We start from the raw sequence: 15,732 nt of genomic DNA on the forward strand, positions 1-15,732 counted from the left end.
GGTGCTCCGCGGGACGGTGCAGGGATTGTCCTCCCGGGGGTGGGGCGGGGCCAGCGTGCGGGCGGGTTGCTGCGTTGCGGAGCGTGCTGTCGGCGCTAGTGCCCCTGCGCAATCTGTCCGCCAAGCGCAGCCACGTAACCGGGGAAGTCGGACACATTGTTGTGGTCCGCGCCGACGATCCTGATCAGTTTGGCGACGCCAGGCGGGAACGCCCTGGCGAGCTTCTCCGAGCTTCGATTCGGGATGACCTGGTCCTGGGTGGCAACGATGAGCGTTGTTGGAACTGTCATGCGGCTGGCATAACGCCACGATTCATACCTGTCGCGCAGCATCAGCCTGACCGGGAACAGATTGAAGCGATCGGCGGCAAGCCCGGCGATGCTGTCGTATGGCGTGACGAGGACCAGCCGATCCGTTGGTCTCGATGCTGCGATTTGAATCGCCACTCCGCTCCCCAGGCTGCGCCCGATGATGGAAATGCGCGGATGCGTCCTGGCTACCAGGTCGTGCAGTGCGATTCCATCGGCAACCAGCGCGCGCTCCGACGGCGTTCCACTGCTGCCGCCATAGCCGCGGTAGTGCATCGCATAGATCGCCGTGCCCGGGAAGGCCTGGCTCAAGGGCGCGATGGCCCTCGAAACGTCTTCGGCATTCCCGCCGAAGTAGAGGATGGCGCGATGGCCGTGGATGCCGTTGGAGGAGACTACGATCCGCGCGTCCTCGCGATGCAGGATGAATGCGGGAACGTCGGGATTCCGCCCGGTCGGGTAATAGATATAGGAGCGTTGGGAGAAGTAGAGCAGTCCGCAAATGGATAGATACATCAGTCCAACAAGCAGGATGCCGATGGTCAGCAGCTTTAGACCTGGGCTCATGAGGACTCAGCGCAGCCGGGATATGCGCAGCATCTTTAGGGGCGCTTCGGCCATCGGTCAAGCGCGCCTGCACCAAAGGAAACGGGCCGCATCAAGCGGCCCGTTTCTTTGGCACACCACGCTACGTGGGTGTGTCGCTACGTTGGACGTATCAGTGGCGACGTATCAGTGACGATCGCTGCCACTCCGGTCACGATCGCTGGGGGTGCCCATGGGGGGCTTGCGATCCTGCGACTGGTCCTGTGAACCCAGCTTCTTGTTCTGGTCGTCGCTGCGACCCATTTGCTTGCTGGACTGGTCGTCGCGGCGGGTGTTCTGCGAATCCGACTTGCCTTTCTGCGGGGTGGTGGGCATTCGTGATCTCCGTTGGAAGGAGGTCCTTGCTGGACCGCGACCTACCTTACGGATCGCGCGTTAGCTGATTGCTCGATTTGCGTTAGCACTGGATAACGTGATTCACGTTTTCGAATGATAAGGCGAGGGGATAATCGCGGCGCCACTGCGACGCTGCTTCCGATTCATGCAGCTGACTGGTCGCCCGCGCGTGCGATCACGCCGCATCGCCTGCTCCGGGCGCGCCGCACAAAAATTCTGACATTCATGGCGACGCGGCCACGGCAGCCTGGAAACGCCACGGCGACTACCCGGTCGCCAGCTCAAACCGGAATACCGCGCCGCGATCGTCATCGACCAACTCGATGGCCGTGCCGTGCAGTTGCAGGATCTGGCGCACGATCATCAGGCCGAGGCCGCCGCTGTCGCGATTGCCTGACACCAGCACCGACGGCGTGTCGAACAATTTGGCTCGCAGCGCCGGCGGGATGCCCGGGCCGTTGTCGGCGATCGTCACGATCACGCTACGCGGTGCAGTGCGCAACGCCAGTTCGATGCGGCCGCCTTCGGGCGTGTGCCGTACGGCGTTGTCCAGCAGATTGGTCAGGACGCGTTCGATCAGTCCCAAGTCGCCGACAACGGCGGGAACATCGGCGGGAATATCGGCCACCAGCGATTGCCGCCTGGACTGGGCCGCCAACTCGAATTTCTGGAAGACGTCCTGGACCAGATCGGGCAACGAGAACGCCTGCAGGTCCAGCTGCACGGAACCGTATTCCAGGCGCGCCAGTTCGAACAGCTCCTGCACCAGGCGGCCGACCTTGCGGCTCTGCGCCAATGCGATGTCCAGGTAGCGGCGACGCTCGGATTCGTCCAGCGTCGCGTCCTTGAGTGCCAGCGTTTCGAGATAGCCGTGCAGGGAGGACAGCGGCGTGCGCAGGTCGTGCGAGATGTTGGCCACCAACTCGCGGCGCTGCTGGTCCTGCCGGGTCAGTTCCTGCCACTGCTCGCCGATGCGCTGCGACATGTGGGTGAAGGCGTGATCGAGGATGGCGATCTCGTCCTTCTCGTCCGCAGGCAGCGGAGCCGGTGCGACGGACGGCGACTGCGGCGCGTGGCCCTCCACGTCGAAGGCCTGGATGCGCTCGGTCAGCTGGCGCAATGGGCGTGTGACCCAGCGGAAAGCGGCGATGCCCGCCAGCAGTCCCAGCACCGCCACCAGCGACACCGACCACAGCGTCGTGCGCAGCGTCGTGCTGGCCGCGACATCCGCGACCAGGGCATCGCGTTGCTCGCCCAGCAGCACCACGTAGATGTAGCCGACGTCGCGTCCCTGCACGCGCAGTGGCGCGGCATTGAATACTTTGCGGCCGCGCGCGCTGCGCGGGTCGTCGCCCAGGATCGGCAAGCGGTCGCCGCGCAGCAGTCGCTGGATCGGTGCGACATCCACCTGCTTGCGCCTGAGGTGGCCTTCGGGCGCGTCGTGGCCAAGGATGCGGCCCTGGTCGTCGAGCAGGTAGACCTCGACGCTGGGATTGACGGCCATGAGCTTGCCGAACAGGTCGCGCACATTCGCCGGCCGCAGGCCACGCTGGTCCATCAGTTCGCCGTTGTGGGCGATGTGCTCGGCCAGCCCGCGCGAGAGGCGTTGCACCACTTCCTGTTCGTGCATCGCGCTGGTGCGCACCTGCATCATCGCCAACGCGGCGACGCACACCAGCAGCAGGCCGCAGAACACGGCGGACAGGCGCTGCGACAGGCTCAGGCGGATCATGCTCCGGTGCCCGCAGTGGAAGGCGCATCGGCGAACTTGTAGCCACGCCCCCACATGGTGAGGATCCGCCGGGGATGGGCCGGATCGGCTTCGATCTTGGCGCGCAGGCGGTTGATGTGGGTGTTGACCGTGTGTTCGTAACCGTCGTGCTGGTAGCCCCAGACCTGGTTGAGCAGGTCCATGCGCGAGAACACCTGGTCCGGGTGGCGGGCGAAGAAGTGCAGCAGGTCGAATTCGCGCGGCGTCAGTTCGAGCGCCTGGCCCTCGATGCTGGCCACGCGCGCGACGGGATCGATGCGCAGGCCGTGCAGCTCGAGGACGCCGGAGTCGATGCGCGCGTTGTGCGCCATCGCCTCCACGCGCCGCAGCAGGGCCTTCACTCGTGCCACCAGTTCCAACATGGAGAAAGGCTTGGCGAGGTAGTCGTCCGCGCCCAGTTCCAGGCCCAGGATGCGGTGCACTTCGCTGGAGCGTGCGCTGGTGATGATGATCGGGGTATAGCGGGCCATGGCGCGGGCGCGCTTGCAGATCTCCAGCCCGTCGACGCCGGGGAGCATCAGGTCGAGCACGAGCGCATCCCAGCCGCCTTCCTCGAGCAGGCGCAGGCCTTCGTTGCCGTCGGCAGCATGCACCACCTCAAAGCCTTCATCGCGCAGGTGCAGGCGCAGCAGCTCGGCGATGTGCGCGTCGTCTTCGACTATCAGTACGCGTTTGACCGGGCGCATTCGGGGGGCATCCAGGGAAATCGGGCAAGCCGTCGTGGGGTCAGGCGGGATTGTGGTCAATCGCGGCGCTGAAGGTGTCACGCAAAATTTAACTTTACGTGAGGACTCGGTGACACGGCCGGGCGGACCATGCGCCCATGCAATCGCAACCGGGAGCCCACGATGTCCCTGACCCGCAGAGAAGCGTTACGCGCTGGCGGCCTTGCCATGGCCGGCGGCCTGCTGGGCCTGGGCGCCTGCAGCCGCGCGCCGGCGGCGACCGCCATGGCCCGGCGTTTTGAAGTGATGCACAGCGACGCCGAATGGCGGCAACGCCTGACGCCGGCGCAGTACGCGGTATTGCGCGGGCACGCCACCGAGCGTCCCTACAGCAGCCCGCTCAACGATGAGCACCGCCACGGGACCTTCGCGTGCGCGGGTTGTGGCTTGCCCTTGTATTCCTCGGCCACCAAGTTCGACAGCGGCACCGGTTGGCCCAGTTTCTGGGCGCCGCTGCACGACGCGGTCGGGGAGGACACCGACTCGACCTTCGGCATGGCACGCACCGAAGTGCATTGCCGTCGTTGCGGCGGGCACCTGGGCCACGTCTTCGATGACGGCCCGGCCCCCACCGGTCTGCGCTACTGCATGAACGGCGTGGCGATGCTGTTCGCCCCCGGCTGAGCCGCAGTCCGATAACCGCACTCCGATAACCAGTCTGCCTCTTCCTTCCAGCCTAAAGCCCAGGGAATTCCGATGCTGCTACTCATCCTCGCCTATCTGGGCGGCGCCCTGACCATCCTCAGTCCGTGCATCCTGCCCGTGTTGCCGTTCGTGTTTGCACGTTCGGACAAACCCTTCGCGCGCGCCGGTTTGCCCATGCTCGTGGGCATGGCGGTGACCTTCGCCGCCGTGGCGACGCTCGCGGCCGTGGGCAGCCAATGGGTGGCGCAAGCCAACCAGGTGGGACGCTGGATCGCCCTGGTGCTGATGGCCGCGTTCGCGCTGGCGCTGTTGTGGCCCGCGCTGGCGAACCGGGTGGGTGCGCCGTTCCAGGCGCTGGGCAGCCGCCTCAGCCGCTCCTCCGATATTGCCGACGAACAGGGCCACGGCGGTGTCGGTGCGTCGCTGCTGCTTGGCGTGGCCACCGGCCTGCTGTGGGCGCCGTGCGCCGGCCCGATCCTCGGCCTGGTGCTGACGGGCGCCGCCCTGCAGGGGACCAGCGTGGGGACAACCGCATTGCTGCTGGCCTACGCGCTGGGTGCCGCAAGCTCGCTCGCCATCGCGCTGTTGATCGGCGGCCGCGTCTTCGCCGCGTTGAAGCGTTCGCTCGGCCTGGGCGAATGGGTGCGACGCGGACTCGGGGTGGCGGTGCTCGCCGCCGTGGCGGCGATCGCGCTGGGACTGGATACCGGCCTGCTCACGCGCCTGTCCACGGTCAGCACCGCGCGCGTGGAGCAATCGTTGCTGGATCGCTTCCATCCCAACGCGACGTCCGCAGCCAACACGATGATGAAGGACGCGCCGGATGCCCCCGCGATGATGATGACTGCCAATGCCGGTCCCGTTGATGCGTCCGTCCACAGCGAAGGCATGCTGCCGTCGCTGGCGGGCGCCAATGCGTGGTTGAACAGCGCGCCGCTCGACGCCGCTTCCCTGCGCGGCAAGGTGGTGCTGGTCGACTTCTGGACCTACTCCTGCATCAACTGCCTGCGTTCGCTGCCCTATGTGCGCGAGTGGGCGCACAAGTACCAGGACCAGGGCCTGGTGGTGATCGGCGTGCATGCGCCGGAGTTCGCCTTCGAACGCGACCTGGGCAATGTCCGCCGCGCCGTGGCCGACCTGGGCGTGACCTATCCGGTGGCGATCGACAACGACTACGCGATCTGGCGCGCCTTCAACAACCAGTATTGGCCCGCCCACTATTTCATCGATGCGCAAGGCCGCATCCGCGCCCACCACTTCGGCGAGGGCGACTACGCAGGGTCCGAACGGATCATCCGCCAGTTGCTGGAGGAGGCGGGACGCTCGCAGTTGCCGACCCTGGCGGACAGCGCCGGCAAAGCGCAGGGAGTGGAACAGCAGGCCGACACGGACAACCTGCAATCGCCGGAGACCTACGTCGGCTACGCGCGCGCCGAACACTTCGCCTCGGCGGGCGGCCTGGTGCACGATCGCGGCCACGAGTACGCGAATACGACGCCGCTGGCGTTGAACCAATGGGCCCTGTCCGGCACGTGGACCGTCGGCCCCGAGGATGCGCGCGTGGACCAGGCCGGTGGCCGCGTCGCCTTCCGCTTCCATGCCCGTGACCTGCATCTGGTGCTGTCACCGGATGCCGATGCCAGGCCCGTGCGCTTCCGCGTGCGCGTCGACGGCCGCGCGCCCGGCGATGCGCACGGCGAGGACACGGATGCTTCGGGCATGGGCGTGATCGGCGGGCACCGCCTGTACCAGCTCGTGCGCCAGCGCGGCGATGTTGGCGAACACACCTTCGAGATCGAGTTCCTGGATCCGGGCGCGCGCGCCTACGCCTTCACCTTTGGCTGATATCCCCGGCTTATATCCCTTGGAGCACCCGTCATGAAACTTCCGATGGAAAAACTGCTTGCCGGTGTCATCGCCGTCGGCGTCGCCGGATTGATGATGGCGACCGTGTTCGCGCTGCAGGTCCCGTTCGGCAGCGCCAATGCGCAGGCCATGGCGATTCCGCCGCCGGCCCCCGAGGCGGGCATGCAGGCACGCGCGGGCATGCCCGCGCACAGCGAAACCGTCGTGTTCGCAGGCGGCTGCTTCTGGGGCGTGCAGGGTGTGTTCGAGCACGTCAATGGCGTGCAACGGGCCGTGTCCGGTTACATCGGCGGGAGTGCGGCCACCGCTCGTTACTACGTCGTCGCTACGGGTGCGACTGGTCACGCCGAAGCCGTGCAGGTGACCTACGACCCCGCGCAGGTCAGTTACGCCACCTTGATGCAGGTGTTCTTCTCGGTCGTCCACGACCCCACCCAGCTCAATCGCCAGGGACCGGACCACGGCACGCAATACCGTTCGGCGATATTCACCACCACGCCGGAGCAGGCACAGGCGACTCGGGCCTACATCGTCCAGCTGGGCCGGGCCGGCGTGTTCCATGCACCCATCGTTACGCAGGTTGAAAGCGGCAAGCGGTTCTACCCAGCCGAGGCTTACCACCAGGACTACCTGACGCTGCATCCGGACGAGGCCTACATCCGGTTCAACGATCTGCCGAAGATTGGCGAACTCAAGCGCCTCTATCCCACGCTGTACCGGCCGCGGGCGGTACTGGTCGAGGCGCACTGACTCGCGCATGCAACAAGGCAGCCGCGTAAGGCAAGCGCGTCTGCTTCCCCCCGGGCGAGCGCGCGTGCAGTTGGGATTGCTTCGATATCGAGCGACGGGCCGCTGAAGCGGCCCGTTCTCTTCCCTGCGTTCGCGGCATCAGTGCTTGAGCATCTGCTCGCGTGCCTGTTCCGCGCGCGACGCGCCGATGGCGGTCTCGACCTGTTTGACCTCTTCCGGTGGCGGCAATACGGCGGGCATGCCGAGCGATTGCAGCCACAGTTCGCGACACCAGCCGCGCGTGTGGTAGAGGTGGTGGTCTTCGTCCTGTTCCACCGCGTCATGCGCGGCCCGCAGCATGCGGGTGTCGCCGGAACCGTGTTCGGCGAGTTGGCCGATCAGTTCCCAGTTGCTGTGGTCCTTGGTTTCCGCCAGCACCACGCATTCGCAGGCGACCAGTTCGGCGGCGGTACGGTCGCCGACCTTGAGCGCCATCTCCATCGCGGCTACGAGCGCTCCTCCGATGTGGGCGACGATCCTGCGCCCCGGCGTGGGCGCGGCGGGGTCGAGGCCGAGCTCGGTCAGCAGGCGTGTCGCCACGTCGACGTGGGTACGAGTCTGCGCCAGGTACTCGTGCCATTCCTTGCGCAGGTCGTCGTTGACGGCGCAGCGCAGCGCGGTCTCGTACACCTTGACGCCACCGAGTTCGGTTTCCAGGACCTGGTAGAGCAGTTCCTGCAGCTGGTCCTGGTTGATGGCCGACTTCTTCATGTCGGGGTTCCTTGCGTTGTGGGGAGTGCCACTACGTTGAGTGTTTTGCATCGAAGGAATGGTGAAAGCGACAGGCGTGCACGCGTTCATCGCGTCGCCGTGTCGGGCGCAACGCCCCAGCGCTGTTCATCGGTGTGGATGCTGCGTGCATCACGCGACGCGTGCGCAGCGCCGGGCATGTCGGGCGTCGCAGCATGCCCGGGTTGCGGCGCGCATTGACGCGCGTTGCATACTGACGCGGTCCGTTCAGCAGGCCGTCCTTTCAGCAGAGTGTCCCGACGGCCTGTCCGATCCCGCTGCCATGGAGGAAGCCATGCATTACTCACGACTGTGCGCCCTGCTGATCGATTGCAACACCGCCGATGTCGACCAGGCCGCGAGCTTCTGGGCCGGGGCATTGGGCCGTGCGATCGACCCCGGTCACCCGGGCACGCGCGGCAACTACCGCATGCTGGAAACGCCACCCGACGAGCCGATCGTGCAGATACAACGCGTCGAGCATGAGAGCCGCGTGCACATCGACATCGAAACCGATGACATTCCCGCCGAGGTGTCCCGGCTCGAAGGCCTGGGGGCCAGCGTGGTGAGTCGCCTGGAACGGTGGGTGGTGATGCAGGCGCCGACGGGGCAGCGATTCTGTGTGGTGCGCGTACAGCGCCCCGGGTTTCCGAAGAACGCAAACCGCTGGGCGTGAGACCCGTTCTCCGCGGCAGGGTATCTTGTCGATGGCGGACCCGGCGTTCGCCTGCTGCCACCGTCCGCCCGCGCCCACAAGGAATATTTGATGAAACCCCGCTCCTCCCTCACCTCCGACGACCAGCGCCGCATGGCCGTGCTCATCGATGCCGACAACGCGCAGCCGGCGGTGATCGAAGGACTTCTTGCGGAAGTGGCGAAGTACGGCGTGGCGAGCGTGAAGCGCATCTACGGCGACTTCACCTCCAACCAGCAGTCACAGTGGAAGAAGGCGCTGCTCAAGCATTCGATCAATCCGGTGCAGCAGTTCGCCTACACCAGCGGCAAGAACGCCACCGACAGCTCGTTGATCATCGACGCGATGGACCTGATGTACACGCGTCGCTTCGACGGCTTCTGCCTGGTGTCGAGCGACAGCGACTTCACCCGCCTGGCGCAGCGCCTGCGCGAGGAGGGGCTGACGGTGTATGGCTTCGGCGAACGCAAGACGCCCGATGCCTTCGTGCAGGCGTGCGACAAGTTCATCTACACCGAAGTGCTGCGCGCCGAAGGGCCGGCACCGGTCGTGGCGCCGGCGAAGGGTGCCAAGCCCGTGGCCAAGAAGGCCGCGAAGCAGGCCAAGCCGCCCGTGGCGCCAGCACCCGCTGCTCCTGTCACGGCCGCACCGGCGGCGGACAAACCTGCCGGGCCCTTGCCGCTGCCGCTGGAGTTGATCCGGCAGGCGATCGAGGAAGCCTCGGACGAGGAGGGCTGGGCGCACCTTGGCAGCGTCGGCAACTACCTCACCAAGATCCGTCCGGACTTCGATCCACGCCTGTACGGACAGAAGAAGCTGAGCGATTTGCTGCGCCAGCATCCGCGCCACTTCACCGTGGAGGAGCGCACCACGCCGGGCAGCACCGGCAAGACCCTGTTCGTGCGCGCGGTGGAGTGAGCCCGGGCGAGAAGTGTTCGGCGCATCGATCGGCGACTACCCGGACTGGGTCGCAGCCTTCGGCGCGTCGCCTTCCAGCGCGTTCCGCACACCCGATCCGGCGCGTCCGCTGCACCTGCGCTATCGCCGCCACTACATCGGCGTGCCGCTGCCCGAGCGCGACGCGTACTACATGCAGGTCAACTACGTGCTCGATCACGAGGACGAGGCGTTCAACGCCTTCTTCCACCGCGCCATGGCCGAAGTCGACAAGCAGAAGCCGCGCCGCCTGATCGTCGACTGGCGTTACAACTCCGGGGGACACGCCGCCGTGGCGGGAGCTGTACGTGCTCACCGGACGCAAGACCTTCAGCGCCGCGGTGGGCGCGGTCGAAGAGTTCCTCGCCCGCACGCCGGCCACCTTCGTCGGCGAGCCGGCGGGCGCGGGGCTCAATTCCTTCGGCGATGCGGGCACGTTCAAATTCGAACGCGCGCAGCTGTCGTTGAGCTGCTCGAGGCGCCGCCACTGGGGCCGTTCTGACAGCCATGATCCGTACACGCCGGTGGACGTGCCGGCGGTGTTTTCCTTCGCCGACTACATCGCCGGTCGCGATCCGGCGGTGGATCCGATCCTCGCCGGCGATGAGATGCGAGCGCTGCACCTGATCGCCGCCAGCGACGGCGGTGCGGCGGTGCGCCGCGTGTACGCGCAGCGCCAGGCGCGCTTCCATGGCGTGCCGTGGTGGACCGCGGCACGCGATGACCCGATGACCTCCGCCGGCTATGCGCTGGTCGACCAGGGCAAGCTGGCCGATGCGCTCGAAGTCCTGAGCGTCGATGCCGAAGCCAATCCCGGCCTGTGGCGCGCCTGGAACAATGTCGGCGACCTGGAACTGAAGAACGGGCATCGCGAGAAGGGACTGGCGGCGTACCGCCGCTCGCAGCAGCTCAATCCCGGCAACGCGGAAGCGCAGCAGGTCCTGGCGGAGCCGGCGAAGACCCCGTGATCCGACGGGCGGGCGCGCCATCACTTGGCCTTGGCATGAGCGTCCGTACCGTCGTTTCATCTGGTTCGAACAACGACGGACGTGGACGACCCCGCTGTTTCCCGCGATGCGAAGCTGCGCCTGCGCTGGGCCAAGGCGACGGCGGCTCTGCGCGCATCCCAGGCGCGACTGGCCAGGGTGAAGGCGGCGCTGCACGCGCTGCCGGACGGAGTCGTGGTCCTCGACCCCGAGGGCCGCATCACCGACATCAACCTGTGCGCGTTGCACCTGACGGGCTGGCCGCAGGCGCAGGCGCTGGGGCGACCCGTGCAGGAAGTCGTCCAGTTGCGTGACTCGCAGGGGCTCGCCGTGGACCTGATGGCGGCGGGCCGTGGTAACGATGTGACCCTGCTGGTTCGCCAGGACGAACACGAGGTGCTGGTGCATGCCACCTGCACGCCCGTTCTCGACGAGCACCGCCGCAGCGTCGGTGCGGTCGTCACCTTCCGCAATGTCACCGCGGCCACGCGCCTGAACGATGAGCTGCACTACCACGCCACCCACGACCCGCTGACCGGCGTGTCCAACCGGCGTGCCTTCGAGTCGCGCCTGGAGCGCGCGGTCACCAACGCGGGCCGCGACGGCACGGCGCATGCACTGCTCTACCTCGACATGGACCGCTTCAAGGCCGTCAACGATGCCTGYGGCCATTTCGCCGGCGACGAACTCCTGCGCGGATTCGCGGTGTTGCTGCAGCGCAGCCTGCGTGACATGGACACCGTGGCGCGGCTGGGTGGCGACGAGTTCGTGATGCTGCTGGAGCATTGCGATCCCGCCGAAGCTCGACTGCTGGCCGGGCGCGTGATGGAGGCGTTGGGCGAGTTCCGTTTTCGCTGGCAGGAGCACGAGTTCTCGGTCGGCGCCAGCATGGGCGTGGTCACCTTCCACGGCGACGCGCTGTCGCCGCACAGCCTGCTGCAGCGTGCGGACGAGCTGTGCTACCAGGCCAAGGCGCGTGGTGGCGGGCAATTCGAGGTCGAGGCCGCCATGCGCCCGCCCGGCGCGCCGGTGCGGACACCGCAAAAGCGGGAGCCGCTGTGGCCATGACAGCTGCCGCGGCCAGGCGTCGTTGCCGCGGAACGGGATGTCCTCAGCGCCGACGGGCTTAAGATCCGCGCCGGGATGCCTTGCGGAGCCAATGACGATGCGGGACGCGGAAGGCCTGGCTCCCAGCCGCCTGCAATTGCCCCCGGGCCCGTGGACCACGGTGCTTGACGGCTTGTGCCACCGCTTCCCGGCGATCGCGCGCGACGTCTGGATCGATCGCTTCGCCCGTGGGCTCGTGCAGGCGCCGAATGGCACGGCGTTGCCGCTCGACGCGCCGTACCGCGCCGGTGCGGAGATCCGCTACTTCCGCGAGGTCGTGGACGAGACGCCGATTCCTTTCGCGGAAACCGTCCTGCACGCCGATGCGCAGCTGGTGGTGGCAGACAAGCCGCACTTCCTGCCGGTGACGCCCGCCGGCGGCCACGTGCGCGAAACATTGCTGGCGCGGCTGGTGCGCAGGCTGGGCAATCCGGACCTGGTGCCGTTACACCGGATCGATCGCGATACCGCCGGGCTGGTGCTGTTCTCGGCGAACATCGCCACGCGCGACGCGTACCAGTCGCTGTTTCGCCAGCGCCGCATCCACAAGCGCTACGAGGCGATCGCGCCCGCCCTGCCGGCCCTGGCGTTTCCACTGGTCCATGCCTCGCGCCTGGAGGCGGGCGAGCCGTTCTTCCGCATGCGCGAAGTCGACGGCGTGGCGAACAGCCAGACCCGCATAGATGTGCTCAGCCGCCATGGCGCGACGTGGACCTACGCGCTGGAGCCGGTCACCGGGCGCAAGCACCAGTTGCGCGTGCACATGGCAGCGCTGGGCGCACCGATCCGCAACGACCGCCTGTATCCGCAGCTCACGGCGGACGCCACCAATGACTTCGCGCGGCCGTTGCAGTTGCTGGCGCGTGAACTGCGGTTTGCCGATCCGCTCACGGGCGCCGAGCGTGTGTTCGTGAGTCGCCTGTCGCTGCAAGGGAGCGGCGACGCGTAATGCGCGGCGTGAATGGGCGGATTTGAGGGCGGCGTCACCAAGGTGAACCGCGGCCGAGCCGTGAGTGTGGTCTTCACGTCGTCCGGCCGCGGGAGGCGCCTAACCTGTGGCTGATACCTGCAAGAGGAGGTCGCCATGTCCGCGGAAACCAAGACACCGCTCGACCATGTCAACGCCACCGTGGTGCAGCTCAAGGAGATGCGCCACTACTGCAAGAACAACGTGGAGCTGCTGACGACGCAATGGCTGCTGTTCGATGGTGAGCTGTCCAAGCTGAAACAGGCGGCGCGGATCGAGGAACTGATGACGCGCCAGGGCGAGTTGTACGACGCGCTCGAAGCCGAGATCACCGAGCTCGAGGCGCTGGCGGTAACGTTGCAGCCGGCGCCGGAGGAAGAGGCCGGCACGCTGCACTGATGCTCGGATACGTTGCCTGATGAGGGGACGGTGGCCCTTGCCGGCCGCGATGCCGGCAAGGGCTTGCCACTCAGGCATCCACAAGCGGATCGCACAGGCCAGAGCGCGGACGCTGATCGCACTCTGATCGCACCATGCAGGGCATTACGCCGCTTCGAGCCGCCCCAGGATTTCGGCCGGATCCACCGGCTTGACCAGGTGGCCATCGAAGCCATGTTTGGCCGTGCGCAGATGATCGTCCTGCTGGCCCCAGCCGGTGACGGCGATGACGACGATGTCGCGGCCGCTCGGCAGCGCGCGGATACGGTCGCACACCTCAAAGCCATCCATGTCCGGCATGCCCAGGTCCAGCAGCACGACGTCCGGTGCCACAGATTCGATCACCGAGAGCGCGTCGAAGCCGTCGTACACGGCGTGGACCTCGTGGTGGGCGAGGGCGAGCAGACGGGCGAGGGAATCGGCGTGTTCGCTGTTGTCGTCGATGATGAGGATGCGTTTCGGTCGGGTGCTGGGGGCGATGGCGGTTTCGATCGTGTGGTCGAGGGCGGCGTTCGCGTCCAGCAGCGGCAGTTCGACGGTGAATTCGCTGCCCTTGCCGATGCCCTCGCTGTGCACGGCCACCGTTCCGCCGTGGAGCATCACCAGGTTGCGCACCAGGGTGAGGCCGATGCCCAGACCGCCCTGCGTCTGCTGCCGCGTGTGTTCGCTCTGGATGAACAGCTCGAAGATATGCGAGTGCAGCTGGGGGTCGACGCCGGCGCCGTTGTCGACGACGCTGATGCGCACCCTGGCACCGTGGACGCGCGCCCTGAGCGCGATCTCGCCACGAATGGGCGTGTACTTGGCGGCATTGTTGAGCAGGTTCGACAGCACCTGCGCGATCCGTATCGGATCGACGTCGAGTGCGACGGGTTGCTCAGGCAGCTCGACGCTGAAGTGGTGGCCATAGGCATCCAGCAACGGCTGGCTGGTCTCCACCGCGGTGGTGACGATGTCACTGAGGGCGACGTGGCGGCGCCGCAGCTCGATGCGGCCGCGGGTAATGCGCGATACCTCCAGCAGGTCGTCCACCAGGTGCACCAGTTGGTTGACCTGGCGGTCCATCACGTCGAACAGCGCACGCGAATCGGCGCTGGCCGTTCCCTCCATGCGCAGGATGTGCAGGCAGTTGCGCAGTGGCGCCAGCGGATTGCGCAGTTCGTGGCCGAGCATGGCGAGGAACTCGTCCTTGCGGCGATCGCTTTCGCGCAGTTCCATGTCGGTATGCCGGCGTTCGAGCAGGTCGGCGGCGAGGCGGGCGAGGATGTCGAGCTGGCGCAGCTCGTGCTCGGAGGGCTGGTGCGCCTCGCCCCAGTGCGTGGACATCATGCCGACGATGCGGCCGTTGCGTGACTTCAGCGGCGTGGTCTGCATCGCCACGATGCCGGTTTCGCGATACGTCTCCACCAGTGCTTCGCCGATCTCGGCGGCCATGCCGCGCACGTCGCCGTAGATGACGCGCTGGCCGGTGGCGAGCGCGACGCCGCAGGACGTGCCGCAATGGTCGTCCAGCCATTCCCACGCCGCCGCCGCGCTGGGCGTGAAGCCGCGATAGGCGAGCAGCTGCAGCCGCGACGCGCCGTGCAGCATCTGCAGGCTGGCGAAGGGCGAATGCATGATCGTGCAGGCCGCGTCGATGATCGTCTCGTGGATGATCGCGACGTCGTCCTCGCCGAGGAGTTCGCGGCTGACCTCGTGCAGGGTATGGGCATCGGCGAGTTCGCCGGCGAGTTGCGCCTCGCGCTCGCGCAGCGTGCCGTCCAGCCGGTCGCGTTCGACCAGCATGCCCGCCATCTGCGCGCCAAACACAGCGAGCTGCGTTTCCCATTCATACGGCGCGCGCGGATCCTCCAGGCACAGGCAGAACGAGCCGACCGCCAGTCCGTCGTCGGGGCGCAGTACCGGCACCGAATACGTCGCGCGGATGCCGTGCGCCAGGCACACTTGGCGCCACCGCGCATCCCAGGACGTGTCATCGGCCGTGTCGGCGCAGGAGAACGGACTGTTGTGGTGGATCGCCGCGCTGCAGGTGCCGTGGTGTCCCGGGCTGATGGGCATCTGGACGAGGTAGGCCAATGCGCTCTCCGCGAAGGGAGCGACGGCCTCGACGACCTTCGTGCGTTGCGGATCGGTCAATACGAAACAGCCGTGGATGCGCGGGTTGAGGCCATGCACCGCCTGGTTGACCGCTTCCAGGCATTCCGCGCGTGGCCGCCCCAGCGCGACCATTTCCAGCAGGGCGTTCTGCGCCATGGCGAGGGCTTCGGCGCGCCGCGGGCGGGTGATGTCGACGGTGACGCCGGACAGGCTGTGGGGCTGGCCGTGGGCCGCGCCGCTGCCGCCCCGCGCGTTGATCCAGTGGATCGAACCGTCCGGCCAGACCACGCGGTGCTCGATGTCGTAGTCGCAGTGGCCCGCCGCGGCATCGTCCAGTGCGCGCTGCACGCGCGTACGGTCGGGCTCCGGAATCGCGGCCAGGCCACGCTCCAGTGTCAGGTCCGCATCGGCCGGCAAGCCGAAGTTGGCCTTGCACAAGGCCGAGACAGTGAGTTCGTGGGTGACCAGGTCGAGATGCCAGGTCCCGATCCGGCCGGCCTGCAGGGCATGCTCGAACTGCGCCGGCGCGCTGTCCGCAGCGGTGGCTACCGGCGGTACGTCCGCGGGCCGTGATGTGCCGGCCGATTCGGCGGACGACAACGGCAGGCCGGCAGCGTGGCCTTCACCCGCGGCGCTTGAAGCCATGGCGTTTCCCGAGGAGACAGACGGACGGGAAATCTTGCGTTAGCGATGTGAAGGGCGGCTTCACACCGCGAATCTGCGGCGGGCTTC

15 protein-coding genes are annotated in these 15,732 nt (G+C 67.2%); 9 read left to right on the forward strand and 6 right to left on the reverse strand.

Going from position 1 to position 15,732, the window contains the following annotated elements; all coding sequences use genetic code 11:
- Positions 1 to 95 precede the first annotated feature (95 nt).
- The 4 genes from ACXJJ9_RS09045 to ACXJJ9_RS09060 all read right to left on the reverse strand — a co-directional run bounded on the left by ACXJJ9_RS09045 (position 96) and on the right by ACXJJ9_RS09060 (position 3,707).
- On the reverse strand, positions 96 to 875 hold the full coding sequence (locus ACXJJ9_RS09045) for an alpha/beta hydrolase (RefSeq protein WP_457096860.1): 780 nt from the start codon (positions 873 to 875) through the stop codon (positions 96 to 98).
- A gap of 165 nt (positions 876 to 1,040) precedes the next feature.
- Positions 1,041 to 1,229 carry a hypothetical protein gene (locus tag ACXJJ9_RS09050; RefSeq protein WP_457096861.1) on the reverse strand — a complete coding sequence of 63 codons (189 nt, stop codon included), beginning with the start codon at positions 1,227 to 1,229 and terminating at the stop codon, positions 1,041 to 1,043.
- A gap of 286 nt (positions 1,230 to 1,515) precedes the next feature.
- Positions 1,516 to 2,982 (reverse strand): ATP-binding protein, encoded by a 1,467-nt coding sequence (locus ACXJJ9_RS09055; protein ID WP_457096862.1) that lies wholly within the window; start codon positions 2,980 to 2,982, stop codon positions 1,516 to 1,518.
- Positions 2,979 to 3,707 carry a response regulator transcription factor gene (locus ACXJJ9_RS09060; RefSeq protein ID WP_457096863.1) on the reverse strand — a complete coding sequence of 243 codons (729 nt, stop codon included), beginning with the start codon at positions 3,705 to 3,707 and terminating at the stop codon, positions 2,979 to 2,981. The genes ACXJJ9_RS09055 and ACXJJ9_RS09060 overlap by 4 nt, the downstream gene beginning before the upstream one ends.
- Before the next feature lie 162 nt (positions 3,708 to 3,869).
- Here ACXJJ9_RS09060 and msrB point away from each other — a divergent pair, with 162 nt between their 5' ends.
- The 3 genes from msrB (at position 3,870) to msrA (ending at position 7,007) form a co-directional block, all read left to right on the forward strand.
- A complete protein-coding gene (gene msrB, locus ACXJJ9_RS09065; RefSeq protein WP_457096864.1) occupies positions 3,870 to 4,370 on the forward strand; it encodes a peptide-methionine (R)-S-oxide reductase MsrB in 501 nt (166 codons plus the stop codon).
- Positions 4,371 to 4,442: 72 nt separating this feature from the next.
- Complete coding sequence (locus tag ACXJJ9_RS09070; protein ID WP_457096865.1) at positions 4,443 to 6,236, forward strand: cytochrome c biogenesis protein DipZ; 1,794 nt, start codon at positions 4,443 to 4,445, stop codon at positions 6,234 to 6,236.
- A gap of 33 nt (positions 6,237 to 6,269) precedes the next feature.
- On the forward strand, positions 6,270 to 7,007 hold the full coding sequence (msrA, locus tag ACXJJ9_RS09075) for a peptide-methionine (S)-S-oxide reductase MsrA (RefSeq protein ID WP_457096866.1): 738 nt from the start codon (positions 6,270 to 6,272) through the stop codon (positions 7,005 to 7,007).
- 138 nt (positions 7,008 to 7,145) lie between these two features.
- On the opposite strand, the gene ACXJJ9_RS09080 is transcribed toward msrA, so the two are convergent.
- Positions 7,146 to 7,757 (reverse strand): hypothetical protein, encoded by a 612-nt coding sequence (locus ACXJJ9_RS09080; protein WP_457096867.1) that lies wholly within the window; start codon positions 7,755 to 7,757, stop codon positions 7,146 to 7,148.
- Between the two features lie 313 nt (positions 7,758 to 8,070).
- On the opposite strand from ACXJJ9_RS09080, the gene ACXJJ9_RS09085 reads away from it, so the two are divergent.
- From ACXJJ9_RS09085 to ACXJJ9_RS09110, 6 genes are all read left to right on the forward strand, one after another.
- Positions 8,071 to 8,451: a VOC family protein gene (locus tag ACXJJ9_RS09085; protein WP_457096868.1), complete on the forward strand. Its 381-nt coding sequence runs from the start codon at positions 8,071 to 8,073 to the stop codon at positions 8,449 to 8,451.
- A gap of 90 nt (positions 8,452 to 8,541) precedes the next feature.
- Positions 8,542 to 9,387, forward strand: coding sequence for an NYN domain-containing protein (locus tag ACXJJ9_RS09090; RefSeq protein ID WP_457096869.1), 846 nt, complete (start codon positions 8,542 to 8,544; stop codon positions 9,385 to 9,387).
- Between the two features lie 326 nt (positions 9,388 to 9,713).
- On the forward strand, positions 9,714 to 10,373 hold the full coding sequence (locus tag ACXJJ9_RS09095; protein WP_457096870.1) for a hypothetical protein: 660 nt from the start codon (positions 9,714 to 9,716) through the stop codon (positions 10,371 to 10,373).
- Between the two features lie 81 nt (positions 10,374 to 10,454).
- The gene (locus ACXJJ9_RS09100) at positions 10,455 to 11,459 is read left to right on the forward strand and encodes a diguanylate cyclase domain-containing protein (protein ID WP_457096871.1); all 1,005 of its coding nucleotides are present in this window, start codon (positions 10,455 to 10,457) and stop codon (positions 11,457 to 11,459) included.
- 37 nt (positions 11,460 to 11,496) lie between these two features.
- Positions 11,497 to 12,447: a pseudouridine synthase gene (locus tag ACXJJ9_RS09105; protein ID WP_457096872.1), complete on the forward strand. Its 951-nt coding sequence runs from the start codon at positions 11,497 to 11,499 to the stop codon at positions 12,445 to 12,447.
- 135 nt (positions 12,448 to 12,582) lie between these two features.
- On the forward strand, positions 12,583 to 12,864 hold the full coding sequence (locus tag ACXJJ9_RS09110) for a hypothetical protein (protein WP_310055703.1): 282 nt from the start codon (positions 12,583 to 12,585) through the stop codon (positions 12,862 to 12,864).
- Positions 12,865 to 13,008: 144 nt separating this feature from the next.
- Here ACXJJ9_RS09110 and ACXJJ9_RS09115 read toward each other — a convergent pair whose 3' ends face one another.
- Positions 13,009 to 15,645, reverse strand: coding sequence for an ATP-binding protein (locus ACXJJ9_RS09115; protein ID WP_457096873.1), 2,637 nt, complete (start codon positions 15,643 to 15,645; stop codon positions 13,009 to 13,011).
- Positions 15,646 to 15,732: the final 87 nt, after the last annotated feature.

It is taken from the genome of Lysobacter sp. P5_B9 (genome assembly GCF_054049835.1).

Bases quoted from the DNA above. Each gene is read 5' to 3' on its own strand.
- msrB (WP_457096864.1), top strand. From the start codon at position 3,870: ATGTCCCTGACCCGCAGAGAAGCGTTACGCGCTGGCGGCCTTGCCATG.
- msrA (WP_457096866.1), top strand. From the start codon at position 6,270: ATGAAACTTCCGATGGAAAAACTGCTTGCCGGTGTCATCGCCGTCGGC.
- ACXJJ9_RS09085 (WP_457096868.1), top strand. From the start codon at position 8,071: ATGCATTACTCACGACTGTGCGCCCTGCTGATCGATTGCAACACCGCC.
- ACXJJ9_RS09110 (WP_310055703.1), top strand. From the start codon at position 12,583: ATGTCCGCGGAAACCAAGACACCGCTCGACCATGTCAACGCCACCGTG.
- ACXJJ9_RS09115 (WP_457096873.1), bottom strand. From the start codon at position 15,645: ATGGCTTCAAGCGCCGCGGGTGAAGGCCACGCTGCCGGCCTGCCGTTG.
- ACXJJ9_RS09105 (WP_457096872.1), top strand. From the start codon at position 11,497: ATGTCCTCAGCGCCGACGGGCTTAAGATCCGCGCCGGGATGCCTTGCG.
- ACXJJ9_RS09055 (WP_457096862.1), bottom strand. From the start codon at position 2,982: ATGATCCGCCTGAGCCTGTCGCAGCGCCTGTCCGCCGTGTTCTGCGGC.
- ACXJJ9_RS09070 (WP_457096865.1), top strand. From the start codon at position 4,443: ATGCTGCTACTCATCCTCGCCTATCTGGGCGGCGCCCTGACCATCCTC.
- ACXJJ9_RS09080 (WP_457096867.1), bottom strand. From the start codon at position 7,757: ATGAAGAAGTCGGCCATCAACCAGGACCAGCTGCAGGAACTGCTCTAC.
- ACXJJ9_RS09045 (WP_457096860.1), bottom strand. From the start codon at position 875: ATGAGCCCAGGTCTAAAGCTGCTGACCATCGGCATCCTGCTTGTTGGA.
- ACXJJ9_RS09090 (WP_457096869.1), top strand. From the start codon at position 8,542: ATGAAACCCCGCTCCTCCCTCACCTCCGACGACCAGCGCCGCATGGCC.
- ACXJJ9_RS09050 (WP_457096861.1), bottom strand. From the start codon at position 1,229: ATGCCCACCACCCCGCAGAAAGGCAAGTCGGATTCGCAGAACACCCGC.
- ACXJJ9_RS09060 (WP_457096863.1), bottom strand. From the start codon at position 3,707: ATGCGCCCGGTCAAACGCGTACTGATAGTCGAAGACGACGCGCACATC.